Raw genomic sequence first — 15,974 nt, forward strand, 5'->3', positions numbered from 1 at the left:
GGGGGCCGTGCTGTCATGGACAAGTATAGGCAGGCGCGGCTTATTGTTGTGTTCTGTGCCGCACATAGTGGGCATGTCGATGCCTGTTTCGTGCAAAAACACCGCCTTTAAAGATGTAGATGATTTGAATGTTTAAGTGAATTCCGCTACACTGGCCACACTCAATAAGAGAGAAACACCATGAATATCGACAAATTCAAGCAGCAGCACCTGGCCATCCTGGCCGCCATCGATGACTTGCGCCAGCTGGCGCGCGGCGGCGTGGCCGCCCAGGCCCAGGCGATCGCCGGCCAGATCGTTGCCATGAGCGGCTTGATCAAGCTGCACCTGGCCGTCGAACAGCGCTATCTGTATCCGGCCGCGCAAGCGTCGGGCGTGGCAACAGTCGCCCGGATGGGACGCGCGTATGAAAACGAGATGCACGGCATCGCTGGCGCCTACCTGGAATTTGCCGGCCGCTGGAACACGCCCGTGCGCCTGGAAGCGGAGCCGGATGCCTTCCGCAGCGAAGCCAACAGCGTGCTGCATGCGCTGTACCAGCGTATGCGGCGCGAAGACAGCGAGCTGTATCCGGCCATTGAGACGCTTTAGGCAGCCGCTCATGCGTGCTGCGCGGCGTGCTTTGCGACCTGCGCTGCCCGACCACAAATCATTGCCGCTCGCTACGTTTTTTCGGCTGCCTTGCTTTCCGAATTGCCCATTTCAACCAATCCCACTGGAGTATCCATGCTGACCCAAGCACAACGCGCCATCATCACCGCCACCGTCCCCATCCTCGAGCAGGGCGGCGAGACGCTGACCCGCCATTTCTACCAGAATCTGTTCCGCGACCATCCCGAAGTGCTGCCGTACTTTAACCAGGCGCACCAGCACAGCGGCGAGCAGCAGCGCGCACTGGCCAATGGCGTGCTGATGTATGCCAAACATATCGACCAGCTCGACGCGCTCGGTAGCCTGGTATCGACCATCGTCAACAAGCATGTGGCCTTGCAGATCCGCGCCGAACACTATCCGCTGGTGGGCGCCAGCCTGCTGCAAGCCATCCGCGAAGTGCTGGGAGAAGAGGTCGCCAGCGACGCCGTTATCGATGCCTGGGGCGCGGCCTACGGCCAACTGGCCGACATCCTGGCCGGCGAGGAGGGGCGCATCTATCGACAGAAGGCTGCGGCGCCCGGCGGCTGGAGCGGCGCGCGCGATTTCCTAGTGCAAAGCAAGACCGCGGAAAGCGCCGAGATCACGTCGTTCCTGATGGCGCCCGCCGATGGCCTGCCCGTGCTGGACTTCGCGCCGGGTCAGTATATCGGCGTGGTGGCCGATGTTGATGGCGTGCCCATGCGCCGCCAGTATTCCCTGTCGGCCGCCAGCAATGGCCAGACCTACCGCATCAGCGTCAAGCGCGAGCAGGGCGGCAAGGTGTCGAATTTCTTCCATGACCGCGTGCAGGTCGGCGATACCGTCCAGCTGACGCCGCCGTCGGGCGACTTCGTGCTGACGGACAGCGACAAGCCGCTGGTGCTGATCAGCGGCGGCGTGGGCATCACGCCGACCCTGGCCATGCTGACGGCGGCGCTGCGCGGCAAGCGCCCCGTGCACTTCATCCACGCGGCGCGCCACCACGGCGTGCATGCGTTCCGCCAGCAGATCGACGCGCTGGCCGCGCAGCACCCGCAGCTGAAACGCTATTACTGCTACGCGCAACATGCCGGCGAACAGGACGCGCCGGACGCGGTCGGCTTGCTGAGCAAAGAGCGCCTCGATCATTGGCTGCCTGTATCGCGCGACGTCGATGCGTATTTCCTGGGACCGCAACCGTTCATGCGCGCCGTCAAGCAATACCTGCGCGAACTGGGCGTGCCGGAACAGCAGACGCATCATGAATTCTTCGGCCCGGCCGCCGCGCTGAACTGACTGTTTGTCGCTACGGTGTTGCCCTGGCGTGAAAAAATTTCCGCCGTAAGGGGCGGGTAAGCCTCGGCCTGTACTGTGAATCCAAGCTCGCACAAAAGAGCAGGCATTCACATAACAGGAGGCAACACAATGCATGACGATCTGGTTCAAAAAATCAAGCGCGACCCCAGCTACCATGAGCTGGTCAGGGTACGCTCCCGCTTCGGCTGGGCGCTGACGGGCGTGATGCTGGTGGTGTACTACGGCTACATCCTGCTCATCGCTTTCAATAAGGAATTTCTTGCCACCAAAACCGGTGTCGGCGTCATGACGTGGGGCATGCCGATCGGCCTGTTCGTCATCCTGTTTACCGTGCTGGTGACGGGCATTTATGTGCGCCGCGCCAACAAGCAATTCGACGACCTGACCAGCGCCATCCAGGCACGGGTGCAGGCATGAGCGGCGCCGTCACGATGCAGCGCAAACTGTCCTGCCTGGCAGCTCTGAGCTTGCTGGGTGCCACGGCCAGCAACAGCGTGCTGGCGGCCGGCGCCGACCTGGGCCAGGCGCAACAGCAACCGACCAACTGGACGGCGATCATCATGTTTGCCGCCTTCGTCATTTTCACCCTGTTCATCACCAAGTGGGCGGCCGCGAAAACCAAGTCGGCCTCCGACTTCTACACGGCAGGCGGCGGCATCACGGGCTTTCAAAATGGCCTGGCGATCGCCGGCGACTATATGTCGGCCGCGTCCTTCCTCGGCATTTCCGCCGCCGTCTTTTTGAACGGCTACGATGGCCTGATCTATGCCATCGGCTTTCTCGTCGGCTGGCCCATCATCACCTTCCTGATGGCCGAGCGCCTGCGCAACCTGGGCCGCTTCACCTTTGCCGACGTGGCCGCCTACCGCTTCAAGCAGGCGCCGATCCGCATTTTCTCGGCCTCCGGCACCCTGGTGGTCGTGGCCTTTTACCTGATCGCGCAGATGGTGGGCGCGGGCCAGCTGATCAAGCTGCTGTTCGGCCTGGAATACTGGATTGCCGTCGTGCTGGTCGGTACCCTGATGATGATCTACGTGCTGTTCGGCGGCATGACAGCCACCACCTGGGTGCAAATCATCAAGGCGGTGATGCTGCTGGGCGGCGCCAGTTTCATGGCCATCGCCGTGCTGGCCCAATTCAATTTCAGCCCGGAAGCCCTGTTCGCCAAGTCCGTCGAAGTGCACGCCACCAAGGAAGCCATCATGGGCCCTGGCAGCTTCATCAAGGACCCGATCTCCGCCATCTCGTTCGGCATGGCGCTGATGTTCGGCACGGCCGGCCTGCCGCACATCCTCATGCGCTTCTTCACGGTGCCGAGCGCCAAGGAAGCGCGCAAATCCGTGTTCTGGGCTACCACCTGGATCGCCTATTTCTACATCCTGACCTTCATCATCGGCTTTGGCGCCATCGTGCTGGTGAGCACCAATCCTGACTTCAAGGATGCTGCTGGTAAATTGTTGGGCGGTAATAACATGGCGGCCGTGCATCTGGCCAAGGCCGTGGGCGGCGACGTCTTCCTCGGCTTCATGTCGGCCGTGGCATTTGCCACCATCCTGGCGGTGGTGGCGGGCCTGACCCTGTCGGGCGCCTCGGCCGTGTCGCATGACCTGTACGCCACCGTGTTCAAGAAGGGCAAGGCCACGGGCGCCAACGAACTGAAGGTATCGCGCCTGACCACCATTGCCCTGGGCATCATCGCCGTGGTGCTGGGCATCGTGTTCGAGAAGCAGAATATCGCTTTCATGGTGTCGCTGGCCTTCGCCATCGCCGCTTCCGCCAACTTCCCCGTGCTGTTCATGTCGGTGCTGTGGAAAGACTGCACCACGCGGGGCGCCACCATCGGCGGCTTCATCGGCCTGATCACGGCCGTGGGCCTGACGGTGGTATCGAAGTCCGTGTGGGTCGACGTGCTGGGCTACGGCGAAGCGCTGTTCCCGTATGCTTCGCCCGCCATCTTCTCGATGACGGCCGGCTTTGTCGGCATCTGGCTGTTCTCGGTGCTCGACAAGAGCCCGCGCGCGCGCATCGACCGTGCCGGCTACGAAGCGCAACAAATGCGTTCGGAAACAGGCATCGGCGCGGCAGGTGCCAGCGCGCATTGATATTGCTGATGTAGTTGCTGAAACAAACAATGCCCGGTTCGCCGGGCATTGTTGTTTCTGACGCGGCTTTTTACCTGGCCACGCGCAGCGGTATCACGCCCGGCGCCAGTGCGGGCGCGCCTGGCGTTTCCGCCAGTATCGAGGCCAGGGTCACGGTGTCGAGCACGGCCAGGAAGGCGGCCGTGGCCTGGCCCAGCTTGGCCTTCAGCTGACAGTCTGGTGTCAGCGGACAGGTGTTGTTGTCCTTGTTGAAGCACTCGGCCATGAAGAAGTCGCTTTCCGTCTCGCGCACGACGGTGCCGATATTGATCTCGGCCGGCTCGCGCGCCAGGCGCAGGCCGCCATTTCTGCCGCGCACGGTTTCCACGATGCCGGACAAGCCCAGCTGATGCACCACCTTCATCAGGTGATTCTTCGAGATGGAGTGCAGGTCGGCAATATCCTGGATGGTCACGAGGCGGTCGCGGTGCACGCCCAGGTACATCAGGGTGCGCAGGGTGTAGTCGGTGTAGGCAGTCAGTCGCATCGTCGGTGGCGTTGATAAAGATGTGGATTACATCCTTCTTTCTGGCTGCCAGCATACAGGAAAAGTGTCTGGCCAGTGCCGGGCCGCTGCGCATTTTCACGTCACATTTCCGCCTCGAAAGGCAAAAGTTGGTTGCCTTTCGCTCAAATGCGTAGTAAATTTTCATATTGTTGCCTTGGCAAACAGCTTGTACGCCCGTAAAAGCCCTTTGAGCATGGATTTTGTTGATGGAAATCAAGAGGATGGTGAAACAATAAGGTAAATTTACTACAAATTGGACGATGGGCGTTTCCCGGCCGGGAAGCGCGTACTACGCAATCTGTGCGGTGCCGGCAAGGCGGCCGCCCCAGGAAATACATACCATGCAAATGAATGAAGTGAAAGACGAGCTGCTGAGCAGCGATATCCGCCAGCTGGGCCGTCTCTTGGGCGACGCCATCCGCAATCACCTGGGCGACCCTGCCTTTGAACGCATCGAACATGTACGCCAGCTGGCCATCCGTTTCCGCCGCGACAATGACGCAGTGGCAGGCACGCAACTGTCGGATGCGCTGCAAGCGCTGTCGCAGGAAGAAACCACCCAATTGACACGTGCCTTCAGCTACTTCTCGCTGCTGGCTAATATTGCCGAAGATCAGCATCACATTCGCCGCACGCGCGCCCATTTGATCGCCGGCTCGCCGCCGCGCCAGGGTAGTCTCAGCCATGCCGTCGGCAATGTGCTGGACGCGGGCCAGGCCGATGCCCTGGAAACTTTCTTTGAAGACGCCTTTGTCAGCCCCGTGTTCACGGCGCACCCGACGGAAGTGCAGCGCAAGAGTATCCAGAATTGCCAGATGGCCATCGCGCGCCTGTTGAACGAACGCGACCGTGTGCAGATGACGCCGGAAGAGGTGGAGCAGAACGAAGAAGCGCTGGGCCGCGGCATCGTCACCCTGTGGCAAACGCGCTTGCTGCGGACGAGCAAGCTGTCCGTCATGGATGAAGTGGCCAATGGCCTGTCGTTCTACGACCACACGATTTTGCGCGAACTGCCGAAGTTGTATTCTTCGCTGGAAAGCATGCTGGCCCAGCGCGATGCCCGCTGGGAAGATGTGGAATTGCCCAATTTCATGAAGGTCGGCAGCTGGATCGGCGGCGACCGCGACGGCAACCCGTTTGTCACGGCCGACATCCTGCGCAGCACCCTGCAAACCCAGGCTGACAAGGTGCTCGATTTCTACCTCGGCGAGTTGCGCAAGCTGGCGTCGCAACTGTCGCTGGCGCAAATATTGAATTCCTGCAGCGAACCGCTGCGCGCGCTGGCTGAACGTTCGGCCGATGCCTCGCCGCACCGCGTGGACGAGCCGTATCGCCGCGCCCTGCACGGCATCCACGCGCGCCTGGAAGCCACGCGCGTCGTGCTCACTGGCAAGGGCAGGCAGGCCGACGGCGTGCAGTCGTACGCTTCCGCTGCCGAGCTGCTGGCCGACCTGGACGTGGTGCAGCATTCGCTGGTCAGCAATGGCTTGCGTTCGCTGGCCCGAGGCCGCCTGCGCCAGCTGCGCCGCGCCGTCAAGGTGTTTGGTTTCTCGCTGGCACCGCTGGATTTGCGCCAGAATTCCGACGTGCACGAGCGCGTGGTGGGCGAACTGTTTGCTGGCGTCAAGCCTGGCCTCGTCTACCTGGACCTGGACGAAGAGCAGCGCATCGCCTTGCTGCTGGCCGAGCTGGACTCGCCACGCCTGCTGACCTCGCCTTATGCGCAATACTCGGAAGAAACCACGTCCGAGCTTGACATCTTCCGCGCCGTGCGCGAAGCGCATGTCAAATATGGCAAGGAATCTGTGCCGAATTGCATCATCTCGAAGGCGGCCAGCGTCTCGGACTTGCTGGAAGTGGCCTTGCTGCTCAAGGAAGTGGGCTTGCTGCGCCAGGACAGCCGCGAAGTGGACGTCAACATCATCCCGCTGTTCGAAACCATCGACGACTTGCGCGCCGGCCCCGCCATCATGGCGCGCGCGTTCGGCCTGCCGTTCTACCGCGGCTTGCTGGCCTCGCGCGGCGACCAGCAGGAAGTCATGCTTGGCTATTCGGACAGCAACAAGGATGGCGGTTTCCTCACTTCCGGCTGGGAACTCTACAAGGCCGAGATCGAGCTGGTGAATGTCTTCAAGCAATACCAGATCAAGCTGCGACTGTTCCATGGCCGCGGCGGTTCCGTGGGCCGTGGCGGCGGACCCAGCTACGAAGCCATCCTGGCCCAGCCGGCCGGTGCCGTGCAAGGCCAGATCCGCCTGACGGAGCAGGGCGAAGTCATCACGGCCAAATATGCGAACCCGGAAGTAGGGCGCCGCAACCTGGAAGTGCTGGTGGCCGCCACCATCCAGTCGACCCTGCTGCCGCAGGCGCAGCTGCAACCGAAGGCTTCGGCTGGCGCCGGCCATTTGGCCGCCATGGAAGAATTGTCTGGCACAGCCCTGAACGCCTACCGCGACCTGGTCTACGGCACCGAGGGCTTTGAACAGTATTTCTGGGAATCGACCGTGATCGCCGAGATTGCCGCGCTGAACATCGGCAGCCGTCCCGCCTCGCGCAAGAAATCCACGTCCATCGAGGATTTGCGCGCCATTCCGTGGGTCTTGAGCTGGGCGCAATGCCGCTTGATGCTGCCGGGCTGGTTCGGTTTCGGTTCCGCCGTGCAAGCTTACCTGGCCGCCCATCCGGCCGATGGCGCGGACGTGCTGCGCGGCATGTACACGGACTGGCCCTTCTTCACGTCCTTGCTGTCGAACATGGATATGGTGCTGGCCAAGAGCGACATCGCCATCGCCGGCAAGTATGCGGAACTGGTCAAGGACAAGGCCTTGCGCGATGCCATCTTTACCCGCATCCGCGCCGAATATGCGGCCACCCTGGACGCCTTGAAACTGATCACGGGCCAGGAAGAGCTGCAGCAAGCCAATCCGCTGATGCAGCGCTCGATCCGCAACCGTTTCCCCTACATTGATCCGCTGAACCACGTGCAGGTCGAGTTGCTGCAGCGTTTCCGCGAAGGCAAGCAGGATGCGGCGGCGCGTACGGGCATTCATTTGTCGATCAATGGCATCGCGGCGGGGCTGAGGAATAGTGGTTGATTCTTTTTAACCCAAGGGCAAATGCCGGGGTCAGACCTTAAGGTCTGACCCCAGCTTTGTACTTGGGCTAGTTTTAATTAAAAAACAACAAGGAGACAGCATGACCATCAAAGTTGCCATCAATGGCTATGGCCGCATCGGCCGCAATGTCTTGCGCGCGTTTTATGAAGGCGGCAAGCAGCAGGATATCGAAATCGTCGCCATCAATGACCTGGGCGACGCCAAGTCGAATGCGCATTTGACGCGCTATGACACGGTGCACGGCAAGTTTCCCGGCGTTGTCACCATCGATGGCGAGAACATGCTCGTCAATGGCGACCGCATCCGCGTCTTCGCGCAACGCGACCCGGCCCTGATTCCCTGGGGCGAGCTGGGTGTCGACGTGGTGCTCGAATGCACGGGTTTCTTCACCACCAAGGAAAAAGCCTCGGCCCACCTGAAGGGCGGCGCGAAAAAAGTCATCATTTCCGCGCCGGGCGGCAAGGACGTGGACGCCACCATCGTCTTTGGCGTGAACCAGCATGTGCTGAAAGCCACAGACACCGTGATTTCCAACGCCTCGTGCACGACGAATTGCCTGGCGCCACTGGTCAAGCCGCTCAACGACGCCATCGGCATCGAATCGGGCCTGATGACCACCGTGCACGCCTACACGAATGACCAGGTGCTGTCCGACGTGATGCATGAAGACTTGCGCCGCGCCCGCTCGGCCACGCATTCGATGATCCCCACCAAGACGGGCGCGGCTGCCGCTGTCGGCCTCGTCTTGCCGGAACTGAACGGCAAACTGGACGGCTTTGCCGTGCGCGTGCCGACAATCAACGTTTCTCTGGTCGACCTGTCCTTCATCGCCAAGCGCGACACGACGGTGGTCGAAGTCAATGCCTTGCTGAAAGCGGCGTCGGAAGGCGCACTGAAAGGCATCCTCACATACCAGACGGAGCCGCTCGTTTCCATCGATTTCAACCACAACCCGGCTTCGTCGAATTTCGATTCGACCCTGACCAAGGTTTCGGGCCGCCTCGTGAAAGTGTCGTCGTGGTATGACAACGAGTGGGGCTTCTCGAACCGCATGCTCGACACCACGGTCGCCCTGATGGCGGCCAAGTAAGAACACAGTACCAGCGCTGATCCAGCGCACCAGGACGGCCGGCCCACAAGGCTGGCCCTTGTAGCAACACGACTCATTAATAGAAAGCAGCACACCATGACCATGCAAGTACAGCAACGCGCCACCAAGATCGTTTCCACCATCGGCCCCGCTTCGAACGATATCGATACCCTGGTCCGCATGTTCAAGGCCGGCGTCGACGTCGTGCGCCTGAACTTCTCGCATGGCAAGGCGCAAGACCATATCGACCGCGCCCGCATGGTGCGCGAAGCAGCAGCCCTGTGCGGCCGCGAAGTGGCCATCATGGCCGACTTGCAAGGCCCGAAGATTCGCGTGGGCAAGTTTGAAGAAGGCAAGATTTTCCTCGTCAACGGCGCCAAGTTCATCCTCGACGCCAAGTGGGGCGAGAACGGCGAACTGGGCAACATCGAGCGCTGCGGCCTCGACTACAAGGAATTGCCGCGCGACTTGCGTGCTGCCGACGTATTGCTGCTCAACGACGGCCTGATCGTGCTGACGGTCGATAAAGTCGTCGGCAGCGAAATCCACACCACCGTCAAGATCGGCGGCGAGTTGTCGAACAACAAGGGCATCAACCGCCAGGGTGGCGGCTTGTCCGCGCCTGCCCTGACGGCGAAAGACATGGAAGACGTGAAAACGGCGATGAGCTTCCAGGCCGACTACGTGGCCGTCTCGTTCCCGAAAAACGCCACCGACATGGTCATGGCGCGCCAACTGGCGAATATCGCCGGCGAAGCGTGGGACCACAAGCCGATGATGATCGCCAAGATCGAGCGTGCGGAAGCCATTCCCGCCCTGCAAGAAATTCTCGATGCGTCCGACGGCATCATGGTGGCGCGCGGCGACCTGGCCGTGGAAGTGGGCAACGCGGCCGTGCCGGCCCTGCAAAAGCGCATGATCAAGATGGCGCGCGCGTCAAATAAACTGGCGATCACGGCCACGCAGATGATGGAATCGATGATCGTCAACGCCGTGCCGACCCGCGCGGAAGTGTCGGACGTGGCCAATGCCGTGCTGGACGGCACGGACGCCGTCATGACCTCGGCGGAAACGGCCTCGGGCCGCTATCCGATCGAAACGGTGGAAGCCATGGCCGCCATCTGCCTGGATGCGGAAAAGTGGGACACCTGCAAGCTGGACGCCGATTTCCTCAACGCCACGTTCTCGCGCATCGACCAGTCGATTGCCTACGGCGCCCTGTTTACGGCCCACCATTTGCGCGTGAAGGCGATTGCCACCCTCACGGAATCGGGCTCCACGGCACTGTGGATGAGCCGCTGCAACATCGACATCCCCATCGTCGCCCTGACCCCAAGCGTGGGCACGCGCCGCAAGCTGGCCCTGTACCGCAATGTCAGCACCCTGGAACTGACCTCCGGCACGGACCGCGACAAGGTCTTGCAGCAGGCGGAAGACTTGCTGGTGGAACATAAAGTCGTGGCCAAGGGCGACACCGTCGTGCTGACCTGGGGCGAGCCGATGGGCAAGGTCGGCGGCACGAATGCGCTGAAAATCATGAAAATCGGGCAGCACTGAGCGGCGCTTGCCGGTTGATCAGCCTGCAAATACGTCGGCACAGGCCGGCGTAGGCAGGCGTAGGTCGGCTTAGCGCTGCGCGCGTAAGCCGACTATAGCCACCGAAGTCATCAAGGTCAGCAGCGCCACCCATATCGGTGCATGGCAAGCTGCCCCGTCAGGCATGGCGCTCATATGCTTGTCTTTCAGCCGGACCTGCACAGTCCCGCATGCCGCGCGCTTATCCCCTCAATTTTCCATATGTGCGTAAGCGCATATAAGAACCTTCGCTACAATCTTACTATCCAGGCATCCCCACGATTCGTCATGAAGGGTTTGCCATGGATACCCGCTTAGCTACCTCACCGCCTGCCGCCCGGCAGGCCGCGCCGCCCGTTCCCCTGTATCCGCTCAGCCTGGGGATCAATGGCCAGCGGCATCACTTGTATGTGGAAGCGTGGGTCAGTCTGCTTGACCTGCTGCGCGAACGCCTGGACCTGACGGGCACGAAGAAGGGCTGCGACCATGGCCAGTGCGGCGCCTGCACGGTGCTGGTGGACGGCAAGCGCATCAATTCCTGCCTGACCCTGGCGCTGATGCAGGAAGGGCGCGACGTCACGACGATCGAGGGCATGGCCGACGGTGCGCAGCTGCATCCGCTGCAGCAGGCCTTCATCGCGCATGACGCTTTTCAATGCGGTTACTGCACCCCGGGCCAGCTGTGTTCCGCCATGGGGCTGATCAACGAGGGGCAGGCGCACACGCGGGCGCAAGTGCGCGAGCTAATGAGCGGCAACATCTGCCGCTGCGGCGCCTATCCGCAAATCGTCGACGCGCTGGCCGAGGTGATGCAACTGCCTGCTGAGCCACAGGACGGCGGCGCCGGTGCGCCGGCCGGCGTGGTGCCAGCATGAACCCGCTCTCGTTCGTGGTGCCGTTCGACGTGCCCGCCGCGCTGGCGCAGATCCGCGCGGAAGGCGCGCGCTTTGTTGCCGGCGGCACCAACCTGATCGACCTGATGAAAGAGCGCGTGATGCTGCCGCAACGGCTGATCGACATCAACCGCCTCGCGCTCGATACCATCGAAGACGATGGGCATGGCGGTTTGCTGCTGGGCGCGCTGGCACGCAATGCGGCCACGGCCTACCACCCGCTGGTGCTGGAGCGCTATCCGCTGCTCAGCGCCGCCATCCTGGCCGGTGCTTCGCCGCAGATCCGCAACATGGCCAGCAATGGCGGCAACCTGCTGCAGCGTACGCGCTGCCATTATTTCTATGACGTGGGCGTGCCATGCAACAAGCGTGCGCCTGGCAGCGGCTGCCCGGCCATCGACGGCCTGTCGCGCCAGCATGCCATCCTGGGCGCCAGCCCATCGTGCATCGCCACGCATCCCTCCGACATGTGCGTGGCCTTGCGCGTCCTCGACGCCGTGGTGCACGTGGCCACGCAGGAGGGCGAGCGCACCATCGCCTTTGGCGATTTTCACCGCCTGCCCGGCGAGCAGCCGCACATCGACACCACCCTGGCGCCCGATGAGCTGATCACGCACATCGCGCTGCCGGCGGCGCCGCGGTTTGCCGCCCACTCCATTTATCTGAAGCTGCGCGAGCGCACTTCCTACGCGTTCGCGCTGGTGTCGGTGGCCGCCATGCTCGATATCGGCGAGGACGGGCTGATACGCGAAGGACGGGTGGCGCTGGGCGGCGTGGCGCACAAGCCGTGGCGCGTGCCGCAAGCGGAAGCGCTGCTGCAGGGTGCGCCCGATGCGGCGCGCTTTGCCGCCTTTGCCGACCGCCTGCTGGAGGGAGCGCAGGGGCAGGGCGGCAACGATTTTAAAATTCTCATGGCGCGGCGCTCCATCGTGCGGGCATTGGCGATGGCGGTGGCGGGTACCCACAACAACACCGGCCATGGCAGCACCGTGATGACAAGGGGAGCGGCATGAGCGCATCGACGACAGGCTTGATTGCGGAACTGCGCACCCCCGTGGCCGAGCCGGGCACCGGCCATGTGAAGACGGGCATGCCCGTCGCGCGCGTGGATGGCCGCGACAAGGTCACGGGCGCGGCGCGCTATGCGGCGGAAATGCCCGCCGGCGATTTGCTGTACGGCGTGGTGGTCAACAGCACCATCACGCGGGGCCGCATCGTCTCGTTCGACACCAGCGCGGCGCTGGCCCAGCCTGGCGTGGTGGACGTCATCACGTTCCAGAACCGGCCGAAGATGCGCAGTTACGACCTGTTCTACAAGGACATGACGGCCCCCGGCGGCGCGCCGTTCCGGCCCCTGTACGATGAACACATCGTCAGCAACGGCCAGCCCGTGGCGCTGGTGCTGGCCGACACCTTCGAGGCGGCGCGCCATGCGGCGGCGCTGGTGCAGGTGGAGTATGCACAGCAGCCGCATGCAACGGGCTTGCTGCCCCACCTGGCGCGGATGCACCAGCCGAAAGGGCTGAAAGCCGGCTACACGCCGCCGCCTGACGAAAAAGGCCATGCCGAGCAAGCCTGGCAGGCCGCCGATTGCCGCATCGATGCCGAATTTTACAGCGGCGTCGAGCACCATAATCCCATGGAGCTGTTTGCCTCCACCGTGATCCGTTCCGCCGACGGCCACCTGACTATCTACGACAAGACGCAAAGTTCGCAAAACAGCCGCTGGTACGTGTCGCGCGTGTTCGGCCTGCCGAAATCGAAAGTCACCGTGCGCAATCCCTATGTGGGCGGCGCCTTCGGTGCCGGCTTGCGGCCCCAGTACCAGCTGCCGCTGGCCGTGATGGCGGCATTGAAATGGCAGCGCTCCGTGCGCGTGGCGATGACGCGCCAGCAGATGTTCACCTTTGGCCACCGCCCCGAGACCTGGCAGCGCGTGAAACTGGCGGCCAGCCGCGACGGCGTCCTGCAAGCCATCTGGCACGAGGCAGTGGCGGAAACGTCGCGTTTTGAAGACTATGTGGAAGCGGTGGTCAACTGGTCCGGGCAGCTGTATGCGTGCGAAAATATCCGCCTGGGCTACCAGCTGGTGGCGCTCGACCAGTTCAGCCCCATGGACATGCGCGCGCCCGGTGCGGCGCACGGCGTGCACGCGCTGGAGGTGGCGATGGACGAATTGTCGTATGCCGTGGGCATGGACCCGCTGGCCTTGCGCCTGAAAAATTACGCGGAGTCGAATCCCGTCGACGGCTTGCCATATTCGAGCAAGGAGCTGCGCGCCTGCTATGCGCAAGGTGCCGCGCGCTTTGGCTGGAGCACCCGCCCGCTGGCGCCGCGCAGCCGCCGGGAAGGCACGGAATGGGTGGGCTGGGGCATGGCCACCGGCATCTGGGATGCGATGCAGATGTTCGCGCGCGCCAGCGCCGTGCTGCACGATGATGGGCGTCTGCTGGTCAGCAGCGCGGCCACCGATATTGGCACCGGCACGTACACCGTCATGGCCACCATCGCCGCCGAGGCACTGGGCCTGCCGCTGGAAATGGTCGCCTTCCAGCTGGGCGACTCGACCCTGTCGGTGGCGCCCGTCGAGGGCGGTTCCTCGCATGTGGCAACGGTAGGTTCGGCCGTGCAGGGCGCCTGCGAGAAACTGAAAAAATCCCTGTTCAAGCTGGCCAGCCAGCTGCCAGATTCACCGTTTTCCGGCGCGCGCCTGGCCGACGTGGAGTTCGCGGAAGGGCGCATGCGCCTGCGCCGCGCGCACGAAACGGGCATGGCACTGACGGACGTGCTGCGGGCGGCCGAGGTCAGCCAGATCGCGGAAAAATACCTGCTGCTGCCGAATATGCTCAAGCAGCGCAAATACACGCGCGCCGTGCATTCGGCCGTGTTTTGCGAAGTGCGCGTGGACGAGGAACTGGGCACGGTGAAAGTCACGCGCGTCGTCAGCGCCGTGGCGGCGGGACGCATCATGAATCCCCGCACGGCCGCCAGCCAGGTCAGCGGCGCCGTGGTATGGGGCATCAGCCAGGCCCTGCACGAGGAAACCCTGATGGACCATGGGCTGGGGCGCTTCATGAACCACAACCTGGCCGAATACCACGTGGCCGTGAATGCCGACATCCACGCCATCGAGGTTATCTTCGTGCAGGAAGATGACCGCATCGTCAGCCGCCTGGGCGCCAAGGGCGTGGGCGAAATCGGCATCGTTGGCGTGGCTGCGGCCGTTTCAAATGCCATCTACCACGCCACGGGCCGCCGCCTGCGCAGCACGCCGATGACGCCCGACAAGGTGATGCGGCACTGAGCGTATCGTGCGGCGGGCGCACGCCGCCGTTTGCTATATTCAGCATTTTTGCCGAAAGAGACTGCCTCATGACGCGTAGCGCGCCCCTGATATTGATGGCCATTCTATCCCTGTGCGCCGCCACGGCCGCCATTGCCGCTTCGGCGGCGGAGCCGGCGCAGCGTTTGCAACGCGCGTCCGGGCTGTGGAAGGTGACGCCGGCCACGTCGCCGTTTTCCTGGGAGATCTGCGTCGACCACGAACGCGACCGCCTGATCGACGATGATTTGTGGAGCGACTTCGAGCAGGAATGCACGATTGAATCACAACACCGCGATGGCGATAGTTACGTTTTTCAATCCAGTTGTCCTGGCGCCAGGCTGGCGGGCAGCTTCAACGGTGACCTGAACAAGGCATACACGCTGACTGCCGATACCACCATGGAACTGAACGGCAAGAGCGAAGTGCAGCGCATGGCACTGACCGGGGAATTCCAGGGTGCATGCCCGGCCGGGCTGGCGCCCGGTGCAAAGAAGATGCGCAGTGGCATGGTGATGAAAAGTATCTATAGCAAGCGCTAGACGCTGCGCGAAACAACAGTTTCCAGGCGCGAAACGGCGCCGGCATTGACGCCGGGCGTGATGATTTGTGATAATGAGAACTATTATCAATTGAGTCGGCGGATTTTCAGCCGGCCATCATCCAGGCCGCGCCTCGCATCGGGCGCAACGGAGTCCCCAGTGAGTATTGCGCAGTCCAGCGAGTCGATAGCCGTCATCTACAGCAACCATCACGGCTGGCTGATGCGCTGGCTGCGCGCCAAGCTGCAGTGCGCCGACCATGCGGCCGACCTGGCGCAAGATACCTTCGTGCGCCTGCTGACGGCGCCGCACGACGGCCGCCAGACCTTGCGTGAGCCGCGCGCCTACCTCACCACCGTGGCGCAGCGCCTGCTGATCGACCATTACCGGCGCCTGTCGCTGGAGCAAGCATGGCTGGAAACCCTGGCGCAGCAGCCTGATCTGCTGATGCAGTCGCCCGAGGAGCGCTTGATCGTGCTGCAAGCCTTGCAGCGCATCGATGCCATGCTCGACGGCTTGCCGCCGCTTGTGCGCAGCGCTTTTCTGCTGGCGCATGTCGATGGCCTCGGCTATGCGGAGATTGCTCAGCGCCTTGGCGTGAGCGAGCGCAGCATCAAACGCTACATGGTGCAGGCCTTCGAGCGCTGCATCCTGCTGATCCTGTGAGCGCCAGCATGGCGGCCGCGACAGCCATTGCGCCGCGTGTCGCGCGCGAAGCGGCGCAGTGGCTGGTGCGCCTGCATGCGGGCGCCTTGCAGCCGGATGAGCAACTGGCCTTCCAGGCCTGGCGCGCCAGCGACCCCGCGCATGAAGCGGCGTGGCAGCGGGCCGAGCTGGTGTGCAGCACCCTGGCCAGCG

Annotated in this window: 14 protein-coding genes; 13 read left to right on the forward strand and 1 reads right to left on the reverse strand. The window is 63.0% G+C overall.

Translation table 11 applies throughout. The features are described 5' to 3' along the window. Nucleotides 1-180: 180 nt before the first annotated feature. The 4 genes from JaAD80_RS18770 (at nucleotide 181) to JaAD80_RS18785 (ending at nucleotide 4,031) form a co-directional block, all read left to right on the forward strand. The gene (locus tag JaAD80_RS18770) at nucleotides 181-591 is read left to right on the forward strand and encodes a hemerythrin domain-containing protein (RefSeq protein ID WP_102296260.1); all 411 of its coding nucleotides are present in this window, start codon (nucleotides 181-183) and stop codon (nucleotides 589-591) included. A 135-nt stretch (nucleotides 592-726) separates the two neighbouring features. After that, nucleotides 727-1,908: an NO-inducible flavohemoprotein gene (gene hmpA / locus JaAD80_RS18775; protein ID WP_102296261.1), complete on the forward strand. Its 1,182-nt coding sequence runs from the start codon at nucleotides 727-729 to the stop codon at nucleotides 1,906-1,908. 129 nt (nucleotides 1,909-2,037) lie between these two features. Next, a complete protein-coding gene (locus JaAD80_RS18780; protein ID WP_102296263.1) occupies nucleotides 2,038-2,346 on the forward strand; it encodes a DUF485 domain-containing protein in 309 nt (102 codons plus the stop codon). A gap of 14 nt (nucleotides 2,347-2,360) precedes the next feature. Then, complete coding sequence (locus tag JaAD80_RS18785; protein WP_102296286.1) at nucleotides 2,361-4,031, forward strand: cation acetate symporter; 1,671 nt, start codon at nucleotides 2,361-2,363, stop codon at nucleotides 4,029-4,031. Between the two features lie 70 nt (nucleotides 4,032-4,101). Here JaAD80_RS18785 and JaAD80_RS18790 read toward each other — a convergent pair whose 3' ends face one another. Further along, on the reverse strand, nucleotides 4,102-4,557 hold the full coding sequence (locus tag JaAD80_RS18790) for an Rrf2 family transcriptional regulator (RefSeq protein ID WP_102296265.1): 456 nt from the start codon (nucleotides 4,555-4,557) through the stop codon (nucleotides 4,102-4,104). A gap of 362 nt (nucleotides 4,558-4,919) precedes the next feature. Here JaAD80_RS18790 and ppc point away from each other — a divergent pair, with 362 nt between their 5' ends. From ppc to JaAD80_RS18835, 9 genes are all read left to right on the forward strand, one after another. Beyond that, nucleotides 4,920-7,673 (forward strand): phosphoenolpyruvate carboxylase, encoded by a 2,754-nt coding sequence (gene ppc / locus JaAD80_RS18795; protein WP_219726853.1) that lies wholly within the window; start codon nucleotides 4,920-4,922, stop codon nucleotides 7,671-7,673. 100 nt (nucleotides 7,674-7,773) lie between these two features. Beyond that, on the forward strand, nucleotides 7,774-8,784 hold the full coding sequence (gap, locus tag JaAD80_RS18800) for a type I glyceraldehyde-3-phosphate dehydrogenase (RefSeq protein WP_102296267.1): 1,011 nt from the start codon (nucleotides 7,774-7,776) through the stop codon (nucleotides 8,782-8,784). A gap of 96 nt (nucleotides 8,785-8,880) precedes the next feature. Then, nucleotides 8,881-10,341, forward strand: a complete 1,461-nt coding sequence (gene pyk / locus JaAD80_RS18805; RefSeq protein WP_102296269.1) for a pyruvate kinase — start codon at nucleotides 8,881-8,883, stop codon at nucleotides 10,339-10,341. A 320-nt stretch (nucleotides 10,342-10,661) separates the two neighbouring features. After that, nucleotides 10,662-11,234, forward strand: coding sequence for a (2Fe-2S)-binding protein (locus JaAD80_RS18810; protein WP_102296271.1), 573 nt, complete (start codon nucleotides 10,662-10,664; stop codon nucleotides 11,232-11,234). Beyond that, nucleotides 11,231-12,265, forward strand: a complete 1,035-nt coding sequence (locus tag JaAD80_RS18815) for a xanthine dehydrogenase family protein subunit M (RefSeq protein ID WP_102296273.1) — start codon at nucleotides 11,231-11,233, stop codon at nucleotides 12,263-12,265. Before JaAD80_RS18810 ends, JaAD80_RS18815 begins: the two co-directional genes overlap by 4 nt. Next, nucleotides 12,262-14,556, forward strand: coding sequence for a xanthine dehydrogenase family protein molybdopterin-binding subunit (locus JaAD80_RS18820; RefSeq protein ID WP_102296275.1), 2,295 nt, complete (start codon nucleotides 12,262-12,264; stop codon nucleotides 14,554-14,556). Before JaAD80_RS18815 ends, JaAD80_RS18820 begins: the two co-directional genes overlap by 4 nt. Nucleotides 14,557-14,624: 68 nt before the next feature. After that, a complete protein-coding gene (locus JaAD80_RS18825; RefSeq protein WP_102296277.1) occupies nucleotides 14,625-15,116 on the forward strand; it encodes a DUF3617 family protein in 492 nt (163 codons plus the stop codon). A 159-nt stretch (nucleotides 15,117-15,275) separates the two neighbouring features. Beyond that, a complete protein-coding gene (locus JaAD80_RS18830) occupies nucleotides 15,276-15,782 on the forward strand; it encodes a sigma-70 family RNA polymerase sigma factor (RefSeq protein ID WP_258003084.1) in 507 nt (168 codons plus the stop codon). Nucleotides 15,783-15,790: 8 nt separating this feature from the next. Next, nucleotides 15,791-15,974 (forward strand): DUF4880 domain-containing protein (locus tag JaAD80_RS18835; RefSeq protein ID WP_146012423.1); only part of this gene is annotated, 184 nt, incomplete at its 3' end.

This window comes from Janthinobacterium sp. AD80 (genome assembly GCF_002878455.1).
Classification (GTDB): Bacteria; Pseudomonadota; Gammaproteobacteria; order Burkholderiales; family Burkholderiaceae_D; genus Janthinobacterium.